Source organism: Micromonospora sp. WMMD737, assembly GCF_049179055.1.
GTDB classification, from domain to species: Bacteria; Actinomycetota; Actinomycetes; order Mycobacteriales; family Micromonosporaceae; genus Micromonospora; species Micromonospora reichwaldensis.
On the sequence record NZ_JBMHMH010000001.1, the window covers coordinates 3,792,784 to 3,812,499 of the forward strand.

The 19,716-nt window shown below is 74.7% G+C and carries 21 protein-coding genes; 7 read left to right on the forward strand and 14 right to left on the reverse strand.

Translation table 11 applies throughout. From position 1 onward, the window contains the following. Position 1 precedes the first annotated feature (1 nt). Both ACN27A_RS16305 and ACN27A_RS16310 read right to left on the reverse strand, forming a co-directional pair. Positions 2–1,018, reverse strand: a complete 1,017-nt coding sequence (locus ACN27A_RS16305) for a 1-acyl-sn-glycerol-3-phosphate acyltransferase (RefSeq protein WP_421454299.1) — start codon at positions 1,016–1,018, stop codon at positions 2–4. Then, positions 1,018–1,851: a patatin-like phospholipase family protein gene (locus tag ACN27A_RS16310; RefSeq protein ID WP_132231132.1), complete on the reverse strand. Its 834-nt coding sequence runs from the start codon at positions 1,849–1,851 to the stop codon at positions 1,018–1,020. The genes ACN27A_RS16305 and ACN27A_RS16310 overlap by 1 nt, the downstream gene beginning before the upstream one ends. Positions 1,852–2,108: 257 nt before the next feature. On the opposite strand from ACN27A_RS16310, the gene ACN27A_RS16315 reads away from it, so the two are divergent. Next, positions 2,109–3,770 (forward strand): serine/threonine-protein kinase, encoded by a 1,662-nt coding sequence (locus tag ACN27A_RS16315; protein ID WP_421454302.1) that lies wholly within the window; start codon positions 2,109–2,111, stop codon positions 3,768–3,770. A 10-nt stretch (positions 3,771–3,780) separates the two neighbouring features. On the opposite strand, the gene ACN27A_RS16320 is transcribed toward ACN27A_RS16315, so the two are convergent. The 8 genes from ACN27A_RS16320 to ACN27A_RS16355 all read right to left on the reverse strand — a co-directional run bounded on the left by ACN27A_RS16320 (position 3,781) and on the right by ACN27A_RS16355 (position 11,796). Then, positions 3,781–4,899: a glycosyltransferase family 4 protein gene (locus ACN27A_RS16320; RefSeq protein WP_421454305.1), complete on the reverse strand. Its 1,119-nt coding sequence runs from the start codon at positions 4,897–4,899 to the stop codon at positions 3,781–3,783. A 129-nt stretch (positions 4,900–5,028) separates the two neighbouring features. Continuing rightward, on the reverse strand, positions 5,029–5,700 hold the full coding sequence (locus tag ACN27A_RS16325; RefSeq protein ID WP_421454308.1) for a BON domain-containing protein: 672 nt from the start codon (positions 5,698–5,700) through the stop codon (positions 5,029–5,031). 175 nt (positions 5,701–5,875) lie between these two features. Next, the gene (locus tag ACN27A_RS16330; RefSeq protein ID WP_421454310.1) at positions 5,876–7,456 is read right to left on the reverse strand and encodes a trypsin-like peptidase domain-containing protein; all 1,581 of its coding nucleotides are present in this window, start codon (positions 7,454–7,456) and stop codon (positions 5,876–5,878) included. A 62-nt stretch (positions 7,457–7,518) separates the two neighbouring features. Next, on the reverse strand, positions 7,519–9,078 hold the full coding sequence (locus ACN27A_RS16335) for a HAMP domain-containing sensor histidine kinase (RefSeq protein WP_421454313.1): 1,560 nt from the start codon (positions 9,076–9,078) through the stop codon (positions 7,519–7,521). Next, complete coding sequence (locus ACN27A_RS16340) at positions 9,075–9,776, reverse strand: response regulator transcription factor (protein WP_089003225.1); 702 nt, start codon at positions 9,774–9,776, stop codon at positions 9,075–9,077. The genes ACN27A_RS16335 and ACN27A_RS16340 overlap by 4 nt, the downstream gene beginning before the upstream one ends. Before the next feature lie 73 nt (positions 9,777–9,849). Continuing rightward, on the reverse strand, positions 9,850–10,533 hold the full coding sequence (locus ACN27A_RS16345) for a PadR family transcriptional regulator (RefSeq protein WP_421454317.1): 684 nt from the start codon (positions 10,531–10,533) through the stop codon (positions 9,850–9,852). Continuing rightward, the gene (locus ACN27A_RS16350; RefSeq protein ID WP_421454319.1) at positions 10,530–11,360 is read right to left on the reverse strand and encodes a DUF4097 family beta strand repeat-containing protein; all 831 of its coding nucleotides are present in this window, start codon (positions 11,358–11,360) and stop codon (positions 10,530–10,532) included. Before ACN27A_RS16350 ends, ACN27A_RS16345 begins: the two co-directional genes overlap by 4 nt. A 97-nt stretch (positions 11,361–11,457) precedes the next feature. Next, entirely contained in the window at positions 11,458–11,796 is a 339-nt protein-coding gene (locus ACN27A_RS16355) for a hypothetical protein (protein WP_421458490.1), read from the reverse strand. 555 nt (positions 11,797–12,351) lie between these two features. On the opposite strand from ACN27A_RS16355, the gene ACN27A_RS16360 reads away from it, so the two are divergent. Both ACN27A_RS16360 and ACN27A_RS16365 read left to right on the forward strand, forming a co-directional pair. After that, a complete protein-coding gene (locus ACN27A_RS16360) occupies positions 12,352–13,149 on the forward strand; it encodes a helix-turn-helix domain-containing protein (protein ID WP_421458491.1) in 798 nt (265 codons plus the stop codon). Beyond that, positions 13,140–13,340, forward strand: coding sequence for a DUF397 domain-containing protein (locus tag ACN27A_RS16365; RefSeq protein ID WP_393168069.1), 201 nt, complete (start codon positions 13,140–13,142; stop codon positions 13,338–13,340). Before ACN27A_RS16360 ends, ACN27A_RS16365 begins: the two co-directional genes overlap by 10 nt. Here ACN27A_RS16365 and ACN27A_RS16370 read toward each other — a convergent pair. From ACN27A_RS16370 to ACN27A_RS16385, 4 genes are all read right to left on the reverse strand, one after another. After that, on the reverse strand, positions 13,279–14,322 hold the full coding sequence (locus ACN27A_RS16370; RefSeq protein WP_421454322.1) for a lysophospholipid acyltransferase family protein: 1,044 nt from the start codon (positions 14,320–14,322) through the stop codon (positions 13,279–13,281). The genes ACN27A_RS16365 and ACN27A_RS16370 overlap by 62 nt on opposite strands. Then, entirely contained in the window at positions 14,319–15,098 is a 780-nt protein-coding gene (locus ACN27A_RS16375) for a GNAT family N-acetyltransferase (RefSeq protein ID WP_421454324.1), read from the reverse strand. The genes ACN27A_RS16370 and ACN27A_RS16375 overlap by 4 nt, the downstream gene beginning before the upstream one ends. 105 nt (positions 15,099–15,203) lie before the next feature. Then, entirely contained in the window at positions 15,204–15,710 is a 507-nt protein-coding gene (locus ACN27A_RS16380; protein WP_421454327.1) for a hypothetical protein, read from the reverse strand. Between the two features lie 109 nt (positions 15,711–15,819). Further along, on the reverse strand, positions 15,820–16,419 hold the full coding sequence (locus ACN27A_RS16385) for a TetR/AcrR family transcriptional regulator (protein WP_421454328.1): 600 nt from the start codon (positions 16,417–16,419) through the stop codon (positions 15,820–15,822). A 51-nt stretch (positions 16,420–16,470) separates the two neighbouring features. Here ACN27A_RS16385 and ACN27A_RS16390 point away from each other — a divergent pair, with 51 nt between their 5' ends. The 4 genes from ACN27A_RS16390 to ACN27A_RS16405 all read left to right on the forward strand — a co-directional run bounded on the left by ACN27A_RS16390 (position 16,471) and on the right by ACN27A_RS16405 (position 19,591). Then, positions 16,471–16,962, forward strand: coding sequence for a hypothetical protein (locus tag ACN27A_RS16390; RefSeq protein ID WP_421454330.1), 492 nt, complete (start codon positions 16,471–16,473; stop codon positions 16,960–16,962). 93 nt (positions 16,963–17,055) lie between these two features. After that, positions 17,056–17,715, forward strand: coding sequence for a hypothetical protein (locus ACN27A_RS16395; RefSeq protein ID WP_421454332.1), 660 nt, complete (start codon positions 17,056–17,058; stop codon positions 17,713–17,715). Positions 17,716–17,846: 131 nt separating this feature from the next. Beyond that, positions 17,847–18,782, forward strand: a complete 936-nt coding sequence (locus ACN27A_RS16400; RefSeq protein ID WP_421454335.1) for an ABC transporter ATP-binding protein — start codon at positions 17,847–17,849, stop codon at positions 18,780–18,782. Further along, positions 18,779–19,591, forward strand: coding sequence for an ABC transporter permease (locus tag ACN27A_RS16405; RefSeq protein WP_421454338.1), 813 nt, complete (start codon positions 18,779–18,781; stop codon positions 19,589–19,591). Before ACN27A_RS16400 ends, ACN27A_RS16405 begins: the two co-directional genes overlap by 4 nt. Positions 19,592–19,716: the final 125 nt, after the last annotated feature.

Below are 19,716 nucleotides of genomic sequence, written 5' to 3' on the forward strand. Positions count from 1 at the left end.
CCTACGCGGCACCGTCCCGATTGGCCGCGATCCACTCGTCGATCCGCGCCCACCAGTCGAAAAGCCAGTCGATCCGCTCCTGGCGACCGGTCGGCACCTCCTCGGGCGGCACCGACCAGAAGCGCATGATGATCCGCTTGTCCATCGGCAGTTCCCGCCACACGTCGCCGACGCTCAGCATCCGGTCCAGGCCGGTGTGCGCCACGAAGATCACCCCGGCGTCGGGCGCGGCGTCCAGCGCCGCGAGCAGCCCGCCCGGCTGCGGGGCGAGCACGTGCCGCATCCGCTCCGCGCGCCGCGCCATCCGTTCGAGGCCGAGGCCGCGCAGCTTCTCGATGGCCCGCAGCCGGCGGCCGGGGGTGAAGTTGCCGCCCTCCGGGAAGATCACGAACGCGTCGTCGTCGTCCAGGCCGTGGGCCAGGTGCCCGATCTGCTCGGTCACCGACCCCCGGCGGTCCGGCCCCGGCGCGAGGAAGCGGTTCGGCAGCCGGTTGAGCAGCACGTCGACCGCCGGGTCCCACTGGAGGCTGTCCTTCAGCACGATCCGCGGCTCCCGGTTGAACCAGTTGACCAGGGCGTGAATCAGGATGAACGAGTCGCCCGGGCCGGCGTGCCGGCAGAGCACCAGCTCGGGCCGGCCGGGCAGCGCGGTGTCCGGGTCGGTGCCCACCACGTCGAGGCTCAGGTGCAGCGCCCAGCGGGCGTGCCAGAAGAGCGCCCGCAGGAACCAGCCGGCGAGCACGTAGTGCGCCCGCTGGAAGCCGGGCGAGCGGACCCGCCAGCCGAAGCCGGAGGCGACCCAGAGCATGAAGAGCGCGAGCAGCGCCGTCGCGTCCCAGACCAGGTAGACGCAGCCGAGCCAGAGCAGGCGCAGCGGTCGTAGCCGGCCCGGGACCAGCGGCGAGGCGGCCGCCGCGAGCAGCGCCCAGACCGGCAGGGTCGTCACGACCAGGAAGGCCAGCAGCACCACGCCGGGGGCCAGGAGCAGCCGACGCACCCACCGCGGCGGTAGGGGCATCAGTGCTCCAACTGCGTCGCCAGGTAGCGCCGGGAGGCCGTGTAGGCGCGGCTGATCCGCCGCCCCACCGCCGCCATGTCCCGGTACGCCCACGGCGTGTCGTCGCGCGGCTCCAGCCCGCCGGTGGGCAGCACGTGCACCTCCACCCCGTCGGGCAGGGCCGCCATCTCCCGGGCGAACCGGTGCCGCCGGGCGATCTCGAACGCGACCTGGGCGATCTCCCAGGGACGCCGGGGCGGGGTCAGGGCCCGCTCGATCCGGCCCACCTGGAGTACGAAGATCCGCGTGGCGCCCACGGCGACCGCCTCGCCGATCGGGATGGAGTTCACGATTCCGCCGTCGATGTAGTGCTGGTCGTCGATCCGGGCCGGCGGCAGGAGCCCCGGCACCGAGGCGGAGGCGAGCACGGCCGGCACCAGCGGCCCGCTGTCGAACCAGTGCTCGGCGGCCCGCTCGATGTTGGCTGCGCAGCAGCGGAAGGGCACCTTGAGGTCGGCGAAGGTGGTCTCCGCACCCAGCTCGGCCTCCAGCAGCTTGCGCAGCGGGCGCGGCGAGTGCAGGTGGGTACGGGCGGCGAACCGGCGCAGCTGGCGGGCCACCGAGTCGCCGTACACCTCGCTCGCCTCGGGGGAGGCCCAGAGCCGGACCAGCCGGTCGGTGACCGCCTCAGACGGTTCGGCCGCGACCAGCGCGCCGTTGACCGCCCCGATCGAGGTGCCGAGCACCACGTCGGGCCGGATGCCGGCCCGGAACAGCGCCCGCAGCATGCCCACCTCGACCGCCCCGAGGACTCCCCCGCCCCCGAGCACGAACGCCACCGGTCCCTGCGACATGCGTTCCATCCTGGCACGGGCGCAAAAGCGCCCGCCCGGTGCCGGCCCGGCGGCGGCCGAGGAGCGGGCCGGGGGCGGCCCGGTGCCGGCCCGCTCCTCGGCTGAGGGGCGGCCCGGGGGCAGCCCGTTGTCGGCCCGGGGACGGCGGAGGGGCAGGTCGCCGACGCGGCCCGGGTCCCGGAAGGTAGTCGACCGTTGACAGGCCCGACACATTCGCGCAACCTGATAGCGCTCCCACAGCGAGGCAGGTGCGTTCCGTGAAGCCAGCACTGCACCCCGGCCGGTTGCTGGCCCGCCGGTACCGGCTCGTCGACCAGATCGGCGCCGGCGGCATGTCGGTGATCTGGCGGGCGCGCGACGAGGTGCTCGACCGGATCGTGGCGCTGAAGGTGCTCGCCCCGTCGCTCGCCGCCGACGCCCGCTTCCGCGACATGGTGCGCGAGGAGGCCCGCGCCGCCGCCCAGCTCGTCCACCCGCACGTCACCTCGGTGCACGACTACGGCGAGACCGTCGCGCCCGACGGTTCGATAACGTCGTTCGTGGTGATGGAGCTGCTGGCCGGCGAGGAGCTGGAGGTGCGGCTCACCGAGGGGCCGCTGCCGTGGACCGAGGCGGTCGAGGTAGCCGCCCAGGTGGCGGACGCGCTCGCCGCCGCGCACCGGCTCGGCATCGTGCACCGGGACATCACCCCGGCCAACGTGATGATGACCCGGGCCGGGGTCAAGGTGCTCGACTTCGGCATCGCCACCCGGATCGGCGCGCCGGACGACGACGAGGACGGGGGCACCTTCGGCACGCCCGCGTACGTGGCGCCGGAACGGCTCGACGGGGCACCCGCCCAGCCGGCCACCGACGTCTACTCCCTCGGCGTGCTGCTCTACGAGGCGCTGACCGGTCGGGTGCCGTACCCGGCGGACACCTGGGAGCAGCTCAGCGAGGCGCTCGCCGGGGAGGGCCCGCCCTCGCTGGCCGACCTGCCGGGCCTGCCGCCGGAGGTCGCCCGCACCTGCCTGCGCTGCCTGGAGCGGGACCCGCTGGCCCGGCCCACCGCCCGCCAGGTCGCCACCCTCCTGCGCGACCAGCTGCTCCCCGCCGATCCGCAGGCCGCCACCATGCTCGCGCCGACGGTCACCCTCCCGACCCTGCCCGCCGGGCCGGCCACCCCGGCCCCGGGGGGCGGGACGCTGCCGGCAGACGGAGCGGTGCCGGCGGACGGGACGGTGCCGGGCACGGGAGGCCCGGGCGGCACGGGAGAACCGGCCGGCGGGAAGGCGGGCAGCGGGGCGGCAGGACCAGCCGTGGCAGGGCGGGCCGTGGCAAATCCAGGCGTGACAGATCCAGGCGCGGCAGGGCCGGGCGGCGGGTCCGAGCCGCGCAGCGCCCGCCACGCCCGGGAGCGCCGTCGGCGCCGCCTGCCGCGCCCGGTGCTGATCGTGCCGGTCGTACTGCTCGTGGGGGTGGCCCTGGCCGTGCCCGCGATCCGTCAGGAGGAGTCGAGCCCGCCCCGGGCGCTGCCCAGCACCGGCCCGTCCGATCCACCGCCCTCCCCCACGCCCACGGTCGACGCCGCACCGCTCCCGGCGGCCTCCCCGGCCCCGACGTCCGCCCCGCCGGTCGCGCCCCGGCCGACCCCGACGTCTCCGGAGCGCGGCGACCTCATCGAGGCGGCCAACCGGATCGACGGGCTGATCGGCGCCGGTCTCGACGACGGGGGGATCCGCCCCGACGTCGGCCTCGACTTCCGCAACGAGCTGCGTAACCTGACCGACGCGGCCCGCGCCCGCTCGGGCGACCTGGGCGAGCGGATCGCCCGGCTCCGCGAGAAGGTCGCGATCCGGCGCGGCGAGGGCGCCCTCACCGACGCGTACGCCCGCCGGCTGGACAGCGCGATCACCGCGCTCGGGGCGGCGCGGGTCTGACCGCCGGGGGTCAGCGGGCCCGCGCCCGGACCGGCTCCCGGGCCGCCTCGGGCGACGCCGCCTCCGCGATGAAGCGGCGGTACACCTCCTCGTAGCCGGTGGCCATCCGCCCGGTGGAGAAGTTCTCCGCCACGTGCGCGACGCAGGCCGCCGGGTCGATGCCCGTCGCCGCGCGCAGAGCGCTGGGCAGCTCGTCCACGTGCTCGCAGATCAGGCCGGTCCTTCCCGGGCGGACGAGTTCCCGCACCGCCCCCCGGTCCAGCGCCACCACCGGCGTCCCGGTCGCCATCGCCTCCACCATCACCATGCCGAACGGCTCGTCCCACCGGATCGGCATGATCAGGCACCGGGCCTCGACCAGCAGCCGCAGCGCCTCGGCCCGGTCGGCGTCGAGCACCACCCGGACGTCCTCGCCGAGCATGGGCCGGACCACCTGGTCGTAGTAGCGGCGCTCGGCCGGCTCGTTGCACTTGCCGGCCAGCACCAGCGGCAGGCCGGCGGCCCGGCAGGCCCGGATGGCGACGTCCGGGCCCTTGTCGGGGCTGAACCGGGCAAGCCAGAGCACCGGCCCCTGCCCGGGGGCGGTCTTGTGCGGGACGCCCCGGACGTCCATCGCGTTGTGCACCGTGCCGACCCAGTGCAGCGGCGGGTTGAGCCGGCGCTGGGCGTGCGAGATGGCCACCAGCCCGACCCCCCTGTCGGTCTCGCTGAGCACGTCGCCGTACTCGCCCACGGGGTTGCCGTGCACGGTGGCGACGGTGGGCACGGCCCGGTGGCCGGCGATCAGCGGGCCGATGGTGGTGTGGTCGTGGACGATGTCGAAGTCGCCGGCGTGGACCCGGTGGTTGACCCGGGCCAGGTGGGCCAGCTCGGGCAGCGCCTCGCCGAGCCGGTCGAACTGGAGTTCGGGCACCGTGGAGACGAACGCCGCGGCGGTCCCGTGCTCCCGGCCCGCCCCGAACACGGTGACCGCGTGACCCCGGTCGACAAGCGTCTCCACCAGGCCGGTCACCACCTGTTCCAGCCCGCCGTAGCCGGGCGGCGGCACCGACAGCCACGGCGGCACCACCATCGCGATCCGCAACGGCCGCGGTGCCGATCGGTCGGGCGACGGACGGTTCACGGCCACGGATTCCTCCCCCTCGGTCACTGCTGTGGCATCACCGGGCCGGCCCCGCCGCGACCGATGCCCGCGGGGCGGGCGGGGTCGACGACGGTTTCCCGGCGGCGGCGCCACTAAACGGGACGATCCGGGCGGTCACCCGCCCACGAGGAGTTGCTCCCGCACCGCCCGAACCCCCTCGCCGGACCAGGCCACCCGCTCCGCCTCGTCCCGTTCCCACCAGGAGCGCACCACCCCGGTCAGCACGACCGTGTCCCCGTCCACCTCGACGGTCACCCGCTCCGTGCCGATGCCGCGCCCCAGCGCCCGCTGGAGGTCGCGCCGGAGCCGCTCGCTGTCGGCACGGGTGACGGGGCGCACCTCGACCAGGTTGGTCACCCCGCGTACGCCCCGCAGCCGGCGCAACTCCCGCTCGGCGGTGCGCCGCTGCCAGCCGAACTCCACCTCGCCACGGAGCATCACCCAGCCGTTGGCCACCGTGACGTCCAGCCGCTCGGCGGGGACGAAGCTGTCCCACTCCAGCGCCCGGCCCGCCGCGATGGCGATCTCGGCGTCCGTACGACCCGGCTCGCCGGGCAGGCGCACCTCGACGTCGTCGGCGACCGCCCGCACCCCCCGTACGCGCTGCGCGCAGCGCCGCGCCGCCCACTTGCGCGCGTACCCGTCGACCCAACCGGTCAGGGTGACGACGCCGTCGTGGACGGTCACCCCGATCTCGTTCGGCTGCGCCTGGGCGTCCCAGCCCAGTTCGTCGAGCACGTCCCGCTGGATCCGCTCGTCGGTCCGAACGGCCGCTGCCGTGGTCATCGCACCCTCCGTACGCCTCGCCGGTCCTGACTGCCGACGATTCCGGCACGACGGGTGACGGCGGCTCACCCGCACCGGGTGAACCGCCGTCAGAGGGAGCGACGGGTGACGGAGCCAACCCCCTTGGCCCCGCCACCCGCCGCCCGGAGGGAGGAGGAATGTCTTCGGTCGCCGGTTATGACGTCTCGGCGAGCGTCACGGTCGCCCTGGCTTCGGTGCCGTTGCGCTTGTAGGTCACCTCGACCCGGTCGCCGACCTTGCCGGCCTGCACGGCGCCGACCAGGTCGTCCGAGTCGTTGACCACCTTGTCGCCGAACCGGGTGACCACGTCGCCGCGCTGCAGGCCGGCCTTCTCGGCGGGGCTGCCCGGCGTGACGGCGGCGACCAGGGCCCCGCCGCCCTCGGCGGGGGTCACGCTGACCCCGAGCGACGGGTGGCTGACCTTCTCGCCCCGCTGGAGCTTGCCGGCCACGTCCTTGGCCTTGTTGCTGGGGATGGCGAAGCCGACGCCGATGTTGCCGCTGCTGCCCTGCCCGGCGGTGGCGATCGCGGTGTTGATGCCGATCACCTCGCCCCTGGTGTTGACCAGTGCGCCGCCGGAGTTGCCCGGGTTGATCGGCGCGTCGGTCTGGAGCAGCCCCGCGATCGAGCTGGCCCCCTGTGACGGGTCCTGCCGCTGCTGCCCACTGCCCGCCTGGATGGTGCGGTCCCGGGCGCTGAGGATGCCGGCGGTGACCGAGCCCTGGAGGCCCAGCGGGCTGCCGAGGGCGAGCACCTGGTCGCCGACCTGCATCGCGTCGCTGTCGCCGAAGGTGGCGGCCTTGAGGCCGCTGACGCCGTCGGCCTTGACCACCGCGAGGTCGGTCTTCGGGTCGGTGCCGACGATCTTGGCCTCGGCGGTCTTGCCGTCGGCGAAGGTCACCACGGCCTTGCCGTCGGTGGCGGAGGCGACCACGTGGTTGTTGGTGAGCACGAAGCCGTCGGCGGTGAGGATCACGCCGGAGCCCTCGCCGTTGTCCGTGCCGATCGAGACGACGCTGGGCTGCACGGCGGCGGCGATCCGGGGCAGGTCGGCACCGTTGATGATCGGCGCGGCGGAGTAGGTGCGGGTGATGCCCGAGTCGCCGTCGACGGCGAGCGCGAGCGCCCCGCCGGCGACGCCCGAGCCGAGCATCAGCGCGAAGACCGCCACCCCGGCGCCGGCGAACTTGGCGATCCGGCTGGGCCGGGGGCCCGCCGTCTGCGGGGCCGCCCAGGGCGGGACCGGCTGGCCGGAGGGGTGCGGCTGGTGACCGTACGGCTGTCCCGGCTGTCCCCCGCCGCTCCAGCCGGACTGCTGGCCGTACCAGGGCGCGCCGGGGGCCTGCGGGTAGCCGGGCTGCGGGTGACCTGGTTGCCCGGCGGCCTGGGGGTAGCCGGGCTGACCCGCGGCCTGCGGGTAACCGGACTGGCCTGCGGCCTGCGGGTGACCGGGCTGGCTGGCGGCCTGCGGATGATACGGCTGGGGCTGGCCGGCGGCCGGGTGCTGCACAACGGCCGGGGCGGGCGCGAAGGGGCCGGGCGGGACGGAGTCACCGGCGGCCGGGGCGGGGTCGCCGCCGGGCACGGTGGTCAGGCCGATGGTCGGGGCGGAGTCACCGGCGGGGGTGGAGTCGGACTGCGCGCGCTCGGCGCGCGGCAGCTCGGCGGTGGGGTGCGACGGCTCGGCGTCGGGGTGTGCCGGCCGGCGCTGCGGGTCGGACTCGTGCTCGGTCATGTCTCCACCTTGACGCGCACCACTGCGATCCGCCTGGAACGCACCTGAATGTTGGCTGAAAGTCACTCGCCATCGCCATCGTCGTCCGGCACGAGCGGGAGCCGGACCCGGAAGGTCGCTCCCCCGCCGGGGGTCTCGGCCACCTCGACGGTGCCGTGGTGGGCGCGCACCAGCGCCGCGACGATGGCCAGGCCGAGGCCGGTGCCGGTGTTGCCGCCGGCCCGCCGGGTACGCGCCGCGTCCACCCGGTAGAAGCGCTCGAAGACCCGCTCCGCCTGCTCTGGGGTGAGCCCGGGACCGGTGTCCACCACCTCGACCACGGCCAGGTTCCCGGGCTCGGCGCGCAGCCGCAGGGTCACCGAGGCCTCCGGCGGGGTGTGCGTGAGCGAGTTGGTCATCAGGTTGCCGATGATCTGGCGCAGCCGGGCGTCGTCGCCGTAGACCACCAGCGGACCGGAGCCGGGGGTGACCTCCAGCTCGATCCGGCGCTCCGGCGCCACCGCCCGGGCGGCCTCGACCGCCTCGCTGGCCAGCACGGGCAGCTCCACCGGAGCGAGGGAGAGCGGTCGCTCCCGGTCCAGCCGGGCGAGCAGCAGCAGGTCCTCCACCAGCAGCCCCATCCGGGCCGCCTCCTGCTCGATGCGGCGCAGCAGGTCGGCGGTCTGCTCCGGCGCGCTCGCCGCGCCCTGCCGGTACAACTCGGAGAAGCCCCTGATGGTGGTCAGCGGCGTCCGCAGCTCGTGCGAGGCGTCCGCGACGAACTGCCGCATCCGCTCCTCGGAGCGGCGGGCCCGCGCCTCGGAGGCCCGCGCCGAGCCGGCCGCCTCCCGGGCGGCGGCCTCGGCGGACCGGGCGGCCAGCTCCGAGGCGGCCCGCGCGGTGAAGGCGACCTCGATCTGGTTCAGCATGGCGTTCAACGCCCGGGACAGCCGCCCCAGCTCGGACGTGGGGACGGGCTGCCCCTGCTCCGGGTCGGGCACCCGCCGGGTGAGGTCGCCACCGGCGATGGCGGCGGCCGTACGTTCTATCTCCACCAGCGGCTTCAGGCTGGTCCGGACGATCGCCGCGCCGATGGAGGCGAGCAGGACCAGCACCGCGCCGCCGACCAGCAGGTCTATCCAGACCAGCCGCTTGACGGCACGGTCGACGTCGGTGAGGTGCTGCCCGACAGCCAGGACCTCACCATCGGGCAGCTGGGTGTAGAGCATCCGCCAGCGGGACCTGTGGTCCTGGGAGGTGACCGTGCGCGGCTCGCCGGTCTCCTCGGCGAAACCCGCGACGGTGTCGGGGAGTCGCGGCAGCTGGTCGGACCGGAAGTTGCGGGTGTCGTACACGGGCGACATCACCCCGCCCGGCTCGGCCAGGGCCACGACGAAGTCGCTGGGCAGCACGGTGCCGCCCGCCCTGCCCTCCTTGTAGAGGTTGAGCACCGCGTCGACCGAGCGGGTGGTGCCGCGCAGTTCCCCGTCCACCTGCTCGATGAGGTAGCCGCGGAGGAAGACGGTGGTCAGCGAGCTGATCACCAGGAGCGCGGCGGCGACCAGGGCCAGGACCGCGGCGACCAGCTTGACCCGCAGCGGGACGCTGCGCAGCCGCGCCTTGCCCTGGTCGAGCGGTTTCACGCCGCCGGCTTGCGCAGGACGTAGCCGACGCCTCGGAGGGTGTGGATCAGCCGGGGCTGGGTGTTGTCCACCTTGCGGCGCAGGTAGGAGATGTAGGACTCGACGATGTTGTCGTCGCCCCGGAAGTCGTAGTTCCACACGTGGTCGAGGATCTGCGCCTTGGACAGCACCCGGTTGGCGTTCAGCATCAGGTAGCGCAGCAGCTTGAACTCGGTGGGCGAGAGCTGCACCCGCTGGCCGGCCCGGTGCACCTCGTGGGTCTCCTCGTCCAGCTCCAGGTCGGCGAAGGTGAGCCGGGAGGGCGCCTGCTCGCCGCTGCTGGTCCGCCGCAGCACCGCCCGGATCCGGGCGGTCAGCTCCTCCAGGCTGAACGGCTTGGTGACGTAGTCGTCCCCGCCCAGGGTGAGCCCCCGGATCTTGTCGTCGGTCGCGTCACGGGCGGTGAGGAAGACCACCGGCGTACGGGTGCCGCCCTCGCGCAGCATCCGGATGACCTCGAAGCCGTCCAGGTCGGGCAGCATCACGTCGAGCACCACCAGGTCGGGCCGGTGGTCCTTGGCGGCGTTGAGGGCGGCGCTGCCGCTCGTCGCGGTGGCCACGTCGAAGCCCGCGAAGCGCAGACTCGCGGAGAGCAGTTCGAGGATGTTGGGATCGTCCTCGACGACGAGCAGTCGCGCCTCGGTCTGGGTAGCGGCCATGCCGCCCATCATCCGTGCTCTCGCTGCGTCCGCGCTGGGCACTCGCTGGAAAGAACCTGTGAGGCGGCGTGGCTCAGCGCAGCAGCCGGCGCAGCCCGTCCAGCGCGCCGTCGAGCAGCCGGATGGCCGTACGCAGCTGCGAGTCGCTGAGCCGGCGGGCCCGGACCAGGGCGCCCACCTCGACGGCGAAGGTCGCCAGCCGCTGGTCGAACTCGGCCAGCGTGGCGGTGGACGCGGACGCCGGCCCAGCTTCCGACGACGCGCCGAACGCGGGCGACGGGCCGGCGGGGGGTACGGGCGACGGGCCGGGGGCGGGGGCGGGCGTCGGGCTGCCGGAGCCGGGGGCCGCCCAGCGGGGACGACGGGTCTGCCGGGCCGCCTCGCGCAGCTCCCGCTTCAGGTCGCGGACGGAACCGCGTACCTCGTTCTGGATCTCTCCGGCCAGGGCCGACAGGTCCTCCACCGAGGCGGCGATGTCCGACTCCAGGGCGGTCAGCTCGCCGGCCCGCTGCCGCAGCTCGGCCCGCCCCGCCTCGGTGATCTCGTAGACCTTCCGGCCACCGGCGGCGGTGTGGGTGACCAGGCCGTCGGCCTCCAGCCGCTGCAACCGGGGATAGATGGTGCCGGCGCTGGGCGCGTAGAGGCCGAGGAAGCGCTCCTCCAGCAGGCGGATCAGCTCGTAGCCGTGCTTCGGGCCGTCGTCGAGGAGCTTGAGCAGGTAGAGCCGGAGCCGCCCGTGACTGAACACGGCCGTCACGGCAGCTCCTCCTCGTCGTCGTCCACCGGGCGGGCGAGCAGCGCGATGCTGCCCGACGTGGCGGACGCGGAGAGCCTACCCCCACCCGCGCCGAGCACCCCCTCGCTGTCCACCACGGACCCGGGGACGGTGCTGCCCCGCACCTCGGGGAAGCCGCTGGTGATCCGGCCCGACGTGGTGTGCAGGCGGACGGCCAGGTCGCTGTCCGCGCGGACCCGGACGGTGATGCTGCCGGAGACCGTGCTGAGCCGGACGTCGCTGCGCCGGGGGTTGTCCAGGTCGCAGGTGATGGCCCCGGAGACGGTGTGCGCACGGACCCGCCCGGCCGCGCTGTCGGCGAGGGTCACCTCTCCCGCGACGGTCTCCAGGTCCAGGTCGCCGGCCACGCCCAGCGCCTCGACCGGGCCCGCCATGGTCTTCGCCGACGTCCGACCGTGCAGGCCCATCAGGGCGATCCGGCCGGAGGTCACCTCCACCCGGGTCTTGCCGCGCAGCCCCGACGCGACCAGCTGACCCTCCACCAGTTCCAGGTCGGCCAGCACGTCGGCCGGGACCGCGACGGAGACGTCGACCCGGGGCAGCCGGGACAGCGGGCCCAGCCAGAAGACGTGGTCCGAGAGCCGCCAGCGTCGCTGCTGGCGTACGGAGAGCCGGCCGTCGCGATGCTCCACGAAGACCGGCCGGCGACCGACCCGGGTGATGTCGACCCGGGGCGGCCCGTCGGTGGCCACCACGTTGAGGCGACCGCTGAGCAGGTGGACGTCGAGTCGGTCGACGGGCCCGTCCAGGGTGATCCGCTGCGGGGCGTGCACGGTCCAGTCGGTCATCGGTCCCTCCCTCCGCGACGTGCCGAGTCGCCGGCGCGTCGGATGGCAGGACACTAACGCGATACATCGCGATATGACAAGCGCCGACGGGACGGCCTCACGGCACCGGTTCCACGAGCGGCCGGCGGTACGGGCCCCAGGCCACGAAGCGGTCGAACATGGCCCGAGGGCTGGGGCCGCCGTGGGGGTCGAGGTGGTAGAGGTCGCGCATCGCCTCGTACATGAGGCCGGCCAGGTAGATCGCCAGGCTCTGCGGCGCGCCCTCGTACTCGGCCTTGAGCAACAGTCGCGCGGTCGCGCAGGGCCACGGCTGGCCGCACGAGCGACAACCCCAGTGCGGTCGCAGCGGCGTGTGCGGCGGCCGGCCCTCGATCCGGTGGCGGGGCCGCTCGGGGCGCGGCCCGGGGCCGGGCTGCGGGAGCCGGGTGGAGAGCACGGGCCTCACCAGCGCCCCCCGTTCGACCGCCGCGCCCGCCCGGCGGCGGCCAGATCGGCCGCGCCGTACCACAGGATCTCGGTCGCGTCGTTCGCCCTCGGCCCGACCGGAGGCGGTACGAAGGGCCCGATGGGGCCGGGGATGTACGGAGCCGGCCTGCTCGGCCGGGGTGGCGGGTGCGGCGCCGGAGCGGGCTCCGGCCGCGCGCCCCAGACCCCCGGCGCCGGCTTCGGACTCCTGCTCCGGATCTCCCGCCGCTCCGCGCAGTTCGGGCAGGCGCAGTGCCGTCCGCACCGACTCCGGTGCCAGCCTCCACGGTGGCCCACTTTCTCCCCCACCCCGCTGTCGAGGTGGGCCGCCCCGCCACGGGAAAGCGGGGCGGCCCCGGCAGGACCCGCCCACGTCCTCGACGACGGCGAACGGGCCCGCGTGGTGACAGTCTGGTGAGGACACCACTACCGTCGACACATGCTCGCCGCATCCGCGCAGGTCAACGAGTCGGTCGAGCGGGCACGGGAGACACGCCGACGGGACCGGGCAGAATGTGGGGAATCGATGGGGACCGCCACCAACTACGTGCTGGGTGAGCTACGCACGTTCCGCGCTCAGCTCGGCCTGAGCCAGGACGACTTCGGCAGGACGATCGGCTACTCCGGATCGCACGTCAGCTCCGTCGAGACGGGCGGTCGCCCGCCGACCCGGGAGTACATGAAGGCGATCGACGACCAGCACGACACGGGCGAGCGGTTCGGCCGGATGCTCCGTGAGCTGGCCCGGCTGGACGCCACGCCGGCCTGGCTGCGGGAGTGGATCGAGTTCGAGCGGGAGGCGGCGACGTTGCGCTGGTTCGAGCTGGCGTACGTGCCGGGCCTGCTCCAGACCGAACGCTACGCCCGCGCCACGCTGGCGGGGGGCCGGTTCACGGCCGACGAGGTGGAGCGGATCGTCGCGTCCAGGCTGGAGCGTCAGGCGATCCTCGGCCGGGAGCGGCCACCCCAGCTCATCGCCGTCGTCGACGAGGCCGTGCTGCGCCGGCCGGTGCTCGACCAACCGGGGCTCATGGCCGAGCAGCTCGACCACCTGGTGGCCGTCGCGACGCTGGAACACGTGCAGCTCCACGTCGTCCCGGCCGACGCCGGCATGTATCTCGGGCTGGCCGGCCAGTTCATCATCGCCGAGCTGCCGGACGGCACCCGCGTGGCCCATGCGGACAATCAGCTCAGCGCGCAGATCGTCGACGCATCCACCGATGTTGCTAGGCTGGCCAGGACGTGGGAGATCGTGCGGAACGAGGCCCTCCCCCGCCGGCAGTCGACCGTGCTGATCAAGGAGGTGGCGAAGTCATGGACGTGACGACCCCGCGGTGGCGTAAGTCGACGAGATCCGGCGGCAACGGCGGTTCCTGCGTCGAGGTCGCCGACAACCTGCCGGGCGTCGTGCTGGTGCGCGACACCAAGGACCGGGAGGGCGGCACCCTCCACTTCAGCGCCCGGGCGTGGCAGTCGTTCGTCGGCCTGGCCAAGCACGTCGGCCCGGTCGGCTGACCCGCCTCTCTCTCCACCCGGACACCGAAGGGGCCCCCGCGCCGGGGGCCTCTTCGCGTTCCGCCCGGCGGGCAGTTGGCTTCCCCGGCACGGTTCCCCGGGCCATGCTCGCGTGATCCCGTCGACCCCCCGCCGGCGTCCTTTCGACGGCCTCGGCGGGGGCGTGCGCTGCCGACTCGGCCGTCCGGGCGAGCAGCCGCCGGTCGGCGTCCCGGGCGGGATGCAGCGCGGCGGAGACGCTCACCCGCACCTCCAGGCCCCGGGCGGCGAGCACCCGGCCCACCGAGCGCAGCAGGTCGTCGTCCCCGACGAATGCGGCGGCCGTGGTCGGCACGCCGGTCGCGGCCCACCGGTAGCCGATCCGCAGCGGCACCACCGGCGCCCCGGCGTCGATCGCCGCCTGGAACAGCGCCGGACGGAACCCCCGGCCGGGGCGGCAGGCGACCGCGTCGGCGGCGCCGCACCAGGTCGTACCCTCCGGAAAGACCGCCACCGGGCTGCCGGCGCGCAGCGCGGCGGTGACCCGGGCGACCGTCGCGGGCAGCGCGCGGGGGCGGGTCCGGTCGACCAGGACCGTGCCCGCCGCCGCCGCGAGCAGCCCGACCAGCGGCCAGGACCGGACCTCCCGCTTGGCCACCATCCGAGCCGGCGCGACGGCCAGCAGCGCGAGCACGTCCAGCCAGGAGACGTGGTTGGCGACCAGCAGCGCCGGCCGCCGGGGCGGCCGGCCGCGCACCACGAGGCGCACGCCGAACGCGCGCAGCGTCCACCGGGCCCAACCACGTAGGGCCGCCGCCCGGTCCCCGGCCGGCAGCACCGGCAGCAGCGCCGCCAGCGCCGCCCCCGCCGACAGCGTCCCGAGGACGGCGAGGGTCCGGCCCGCCCGTCGTACGGGCGACACGGCCGGCACCTCGCCGGCCGGCGGGAGGCAGGTCGGCCCGCACCCCGACGCGGGCAGCCAGAGGCGTCCGGCGGTGCTCACCGCTCGGCCCCGCCGAGGAAGTGCCGCAGGTAACGGGGGTTCATCCGGTCCAGGGAGAAGAGCACGTAGAAGTCGGCGACCCCGAAGTCCGGGTCGTACGCCGGCTCGCCGCAGACCCAGGCCCCGAGGCGCAGGTAGCCGCGCAGCAGCGGCGGGACCGTGGTCCGCGCCGTCGAGCCGTCGGCCGCCGCCGGCCCGGCGATCCGGTCCGGCTCGGCGAACCAGGGGCGCCTCGGCCGTACGCGCAGCCGCGGCGGGGCCAGGTGCCGGGCCGAGACCTCGTCCCACACCCGCGCGACGGTCCCGCCGCCGTCGGCAACCGGCACCGACGCGCAGCCGCCGAGCCAGCGCGACCCGCGTAGGTGCAGGTAGCGGACGATGCCGGCCCACATGAGGTTGATCACCGCGCCGGATCGGTGATCGGGGTGCACGCAGGACCGGCCGGCCTCGACCAGGTCGTCGCGGAGCGGGTCGAGCCCGATGAGGTCGAACTCGGTCGCGGCGTACCGCCGGTCGGTGCGGCCCGGCGGAAGCAGCCGGTACGTGCCGACCACCTCGCCGGTGCCCTCCTGCCGGACGATCAGGTGGTCGCAGTACGCGTCGAGGTCGTCGACGTCGAGCCCGGCGGCCCCCGGGCGCAGGGTGGCGCCGAGTTCGGTGGCGAACACCTCGTGACGGAGGCGTTGCGCGGCGGCGACCTCGCGCGGGTCGTCGGCGATCAGCAGGGTGTAACCGCTGGTCGTCAGGGGTGCGCCAGCGGCGTGCAGAACGGCCATGGGACCTGTGTAGGCGGCCCGGGTTGCCGGCCGGCGGGGTGAGGAGTGTCGATGAGGTGAACGGCCCGTGCCGGAGTCGGGACGACGACGGCGGGCCCGCTCGCCTCAGCGGGTGGCGCGCAGGTCCCGGGAGAGATGCGAGCGCCGGAACCCGACCGTGACCAGCCGCCGCAGGTCGGCCCGGTTGTCGTGCATGAGCTGCACGTGGAAGTAGTTGACGTACTCCAGTACGGCGAAGAGGCCGAAGGCCAGCCCCGGGTACGACCGCGCGCCGGGCGCCTGCGCGGCGGCCACCGCGCAGGCGGCGATCACGGCGGCCAGGAGGATCGGCAGGGCGGCGCGAGCGGTGACGAAGTGGCGCCGGCCGGGCAGGCGCGGCTCCCCGCGGCGCAACTGCCGGAGCTTGAGCGCCCAGTAGGCCGCGCCCACCACGAGCAGGGCCGCGAACGCCCCGAAGCCGGCGAGGTTCGCCGCCGTCGGCGGCAGGCCGACCAACTGGAACCACACCCACGCCTGTAGAGGGATGTTCAGCAGCTCCCAGCCGGCGAGCGCGCGGAGCCGGCGCCGGGCCGCCTCGCGGGTCGGGCCGACCGGCAGGTGAGGACTGGGCACGGCCCCAACAGTGGCACAGCACCGGACGGCCACCGATGTGCACCGGCTCCCCGGAGGACGCTCGTGCGGGCCGGTCCCGGGCGATTCGACATCGGTCCTCAGCGCCCGGTCACGGCGGCGACGCCGGCGAGGAGTCCGAAGGGCCGGACAGCAGCAGGGCGACCGCCCGTCGTACGGCCTCGACGTCGTCCTCGCCGGGAGTGCCGTTGTCGCGCATGGCGCGGCGGGCGACCGCGTAGGGCAGGTCGACCACGGCCAACACGACGTCGGCCAGGCGGTGCCCGGTGGCGCGGGCCACCTCGGCGAGGGCGTCGCCGAGGGCGCGGTGGTGGGCCTGCGCCTGCTGGGCGAGCGCGGGTGAGGTGTCGCCGCGCAGCAGGTCACGCAGGGCGTGGCGCATCAGGAGGGCGGCGTCCTCGGGATGGGAACGACACCAGGTCAGGACGGCGACCGCGGCCCGGACGCCGGCCTGCGCGTCGGCGGGTGTGAGGGCCTCCAGGTAGACGCGGAGGAAGCGGTCCTGCGCGCGCAGCCAGGCGGCGGCGACGAGGTCGTCGCGGCGGGGGAAGCGGTGGTAGACCGAACCGCTGGAGGCGCCGGTGGCCAGGCAGACGGCACGGGCTGAGGCGGCGGCAGGCCCGCCTGAGAGCACCAGGGCGCGGACGGCGTCGAGCATCACGTCGGCCGAGTGCTTGACCGGCTGCGGCATGAGGTAGAGACTACCCTCTACTTGAAGTAGCGAATGCTCGCTAGGAGAGTCATGGTCCGCAACATCCACGAGCGGCAGCTCGCGGCGCCTCCCGCAGCCGTGGGCGCGTTGATCGACTCCCTCGCGACCGCAGATGACCGGTTGTGGCCGCGCGGGCAGTGGCCGGCCATGCGCTTCGACCGCCCGCTCGGCGTCGGCGCCCGTGGCGGGCACGGGCCGATCCGCTACACCGTCGTCGCGTACGAGCCCGGGGCGCGGATCCGGTTCGAGTTCTCCGCGCCGGCCGGCTTCCGTGGCCATCACGGGTACGAGGTCCTTCGGGTCACCGACCGACGCTGCCTGCTGCGTCACTCCCTCGTCATGACCACGCGGTGGCCGGCGTGGGTGAGCTGGCCGATGGTCTACCGCCCGCTGCACGACGCCCTCATCGAGGACAGCCTGGACACGGCGGCTCACCACCTGGGGCTGGCATCGGCCCCGTCGCACCGCTGGACCCGGCGGGTCCGGGGCCTCCGCTCGCTGGCCCGCCGCCGACAGCCCTGAGGCGCCCGGCCCGTGCCGGCGCAGGACCGCGACGTGCGAGGCTGCCGGGAGCGCACCGGCGACGGGGCCGGGCGTCGCGGTCGGAGGTGTCTCATGATCATCGAGTCGCGTTTCAACGGGCCGCCCGGCTCGGGCAACGGCGGCTGGAGCGCCGGGGTCCTCGCCGGCGCCGCCGGCCCCGGACCGGTCGAGGTGACGCTGCGTCGCCCGCCCCCGCTGGAGACCCCGCTCACTCTCGCCGACGGCGAGGTCCGCGACCCGCAGGGCAGTCTCGTCGCCCAGGTCCGCCCCACGGAGGACCCCCGGGCGGTGGTGCCGCCGGTGGACCTGCCGGCTGCGCGGGCCGCCTCGGCGGCGTACCCCGGGCTGGTCGACCACCCCTTCCCGGGCTGCTACGTCTGCGGCCCGGACCGCGCCGACGGGCTGCGGATCTTTCCGGGGCGGCTGCCGGACGGCCGCACCGCCGCGCCGTTCCGGGTGCCCGGGTCGGTCACGGCCGCCACCGTCTGGGCCGCGCTGGACTGCCCCGGCGGCTGGGCCGTGATCGCCCCCGGCCGGCCGTACGTCCTGGGCCGGATCGCGGCGGTGGTCGCGGCACTGCCGGAGCCGGGCGACGAGTGCGTGGTGACCGGCGTCATGGTCGGCGGCGAGGGCCGCAAGGCGCTCGCGCACACCAGCCTGTACGCCCCCGACGGCGCTCTGTTGGCCTGGGCCCGGGCAACCTGGATCGCCGTGGCCGACGACGCCGGATAATCGTTCCTGGGGATGAGGGCCTCCTGCCTGAGGCGGAGGTGGATCTCGGAAGTGCGCCTGATTGACCTGGTTGCGCCCGCCCGCCACGCTGTGTCACGGCGTACCCCGACGCCACCGCACGAAGGAGAGCAATGACTGACGGGCAGAGAAGCCCCACCGGTGACGGTCAGATCGTGGTGTCCGGCCTGACGAAGCAGTACAAGAACGTCCGGGCCGTCAACGACCTGTCGTTCACCGTCCAACCGGGGCGGGTGACCGGCTTCCTCGGCCCCAACGGCGCCGGCAAGACGACCACGCTGCGGATGCTGCTGAACCTGGTCACGCCGACCAGCGGGACGGCGACCATCAGCGGGCGGCGCTACGCCGACCTGACCGACCCGCTGCGGCACGTCGGCGCCGTGCTGGAGGCGTCCAGCGCGCACAAGGGCCGCACCGGCATCAACCACCTGCGGGTGATCGCCGCGGCGGCCGGCCTGCCGAGGCACCGGGCCGACGAGGCGTTGGCGCAGGTCGGGCTGACGCCGGCGGCGAAGCGCAAGTTCAAGGGCTACTCGCTGGGCATGAAGCAGCGGCTCGGGATCGCCGCCGGGATGCTCGGCGACCCCCGCGTGCTGATCCTCGACGAGCCCGCCAACGGGCTCGACCCGGAGGGCATCCGGTGGATGCGTGGCTTCCTCAAGAACCTCGCGCACGAGGGCCGCACGGTGCTGGTCTCCAGCCATCTGCTGTCGGAGATGCAGCTGCTCGCCGACGACGTGGTGATCATCGCAGCCGGGCAGCTGGTCCGGCAGGGCACGGTCGAGCAGGTGATCGGCTCGATGGCGCAGGGCGTCCGGGTCCGGGTCCGCACCCCGCAGGCCGACGCGCTGACCGCCGCCCTCAAGGAGGGGCCGGCCACCGTCGACCGCGACGAGCACGGCGTCCTGCTGGTGGGCGGGGTGGACGCCCCGACCGTGGGGCGAATCGCCCTGACGGCGGGCGTCGAACTGCACGAACTGACCACGGAACGGCCCGACCTGGAACGGGTCTTCCTGGAGCTGACGGCCGGAAAGGCGGGCATCCGATGAACCTCGTCCGGTCCGAGCTTCTCAAGATCCGCACCACCAGCACGTGGTGGTGGCTGGCCATCGCCGCGTTCCTGTCGATCGCGCTGGCCTTCGCCTTCAACGCCTGGGTCGCCAACGAGACGTTGAACGGCAACGCCGAGGAACTGGGCGTCACCGGCGACCAGGCCTCCGCGGCGGCGCAGGCCGCCAACCTGTACACCTCCGGGCAGTACCTGGGCCTGATGTTCGTGATGCTCATCGGCATCCTGATGGTCACCAACGAGTTCTTCCACCAGACGGCGACCACGACGTTCCTGGCCACGCCGCGGCGCACGTCGGTGATCCTCAGCAAGCTGGTCGCGGCCAGCCTGCTGGGCTTCGCGTTCTGGCTGGTGACCACGCTGATCGACCTGGCCGCCGGGGCGGTGTTCCTGTCGGCCAACGGCCACGGGACCCTGCTCGGCGAGTGGGCCGTGCAGCGGGCGCTGCTGCTCAACCTGCTGGCGTACGCGATCTGGACGGTCCTCGGCATCGGCATCGGCACGCTGATCACGAACCAGCTCGGCGCGGTGATCACCGCGGCGGTGCTCTACCTGGTCGGCACGCAGGTCGTCGGGCTGCTCTTCGTGCTGCTGTCGAACCTGCTGAACAGCGAGGCCGTGGTCAAGTGGCAGGTGATCTGGCCGGCCGTCGCCTCGACCGTCATGGTCAGCGAGGGCCAGACCGACTTCACCCCCGCGTGGTGGGTCGGCGCGCTCGTGCTGATCGGCTACGCGGTGGTGAGCGGGGTCGCCGGCGTGCTCATCACCCGGCGGCGCGACATCTCCTGACGCGTCCGGGCGTCGGTGGCGGGGGTGGTGCCGGGCACCACCCCCGCCGCCGTACGACATGGGGCCCACCACCACATCGGGCCTTACCAGCAGCCGGCCGCACACGCAGCGTTTGGTGAACTTCT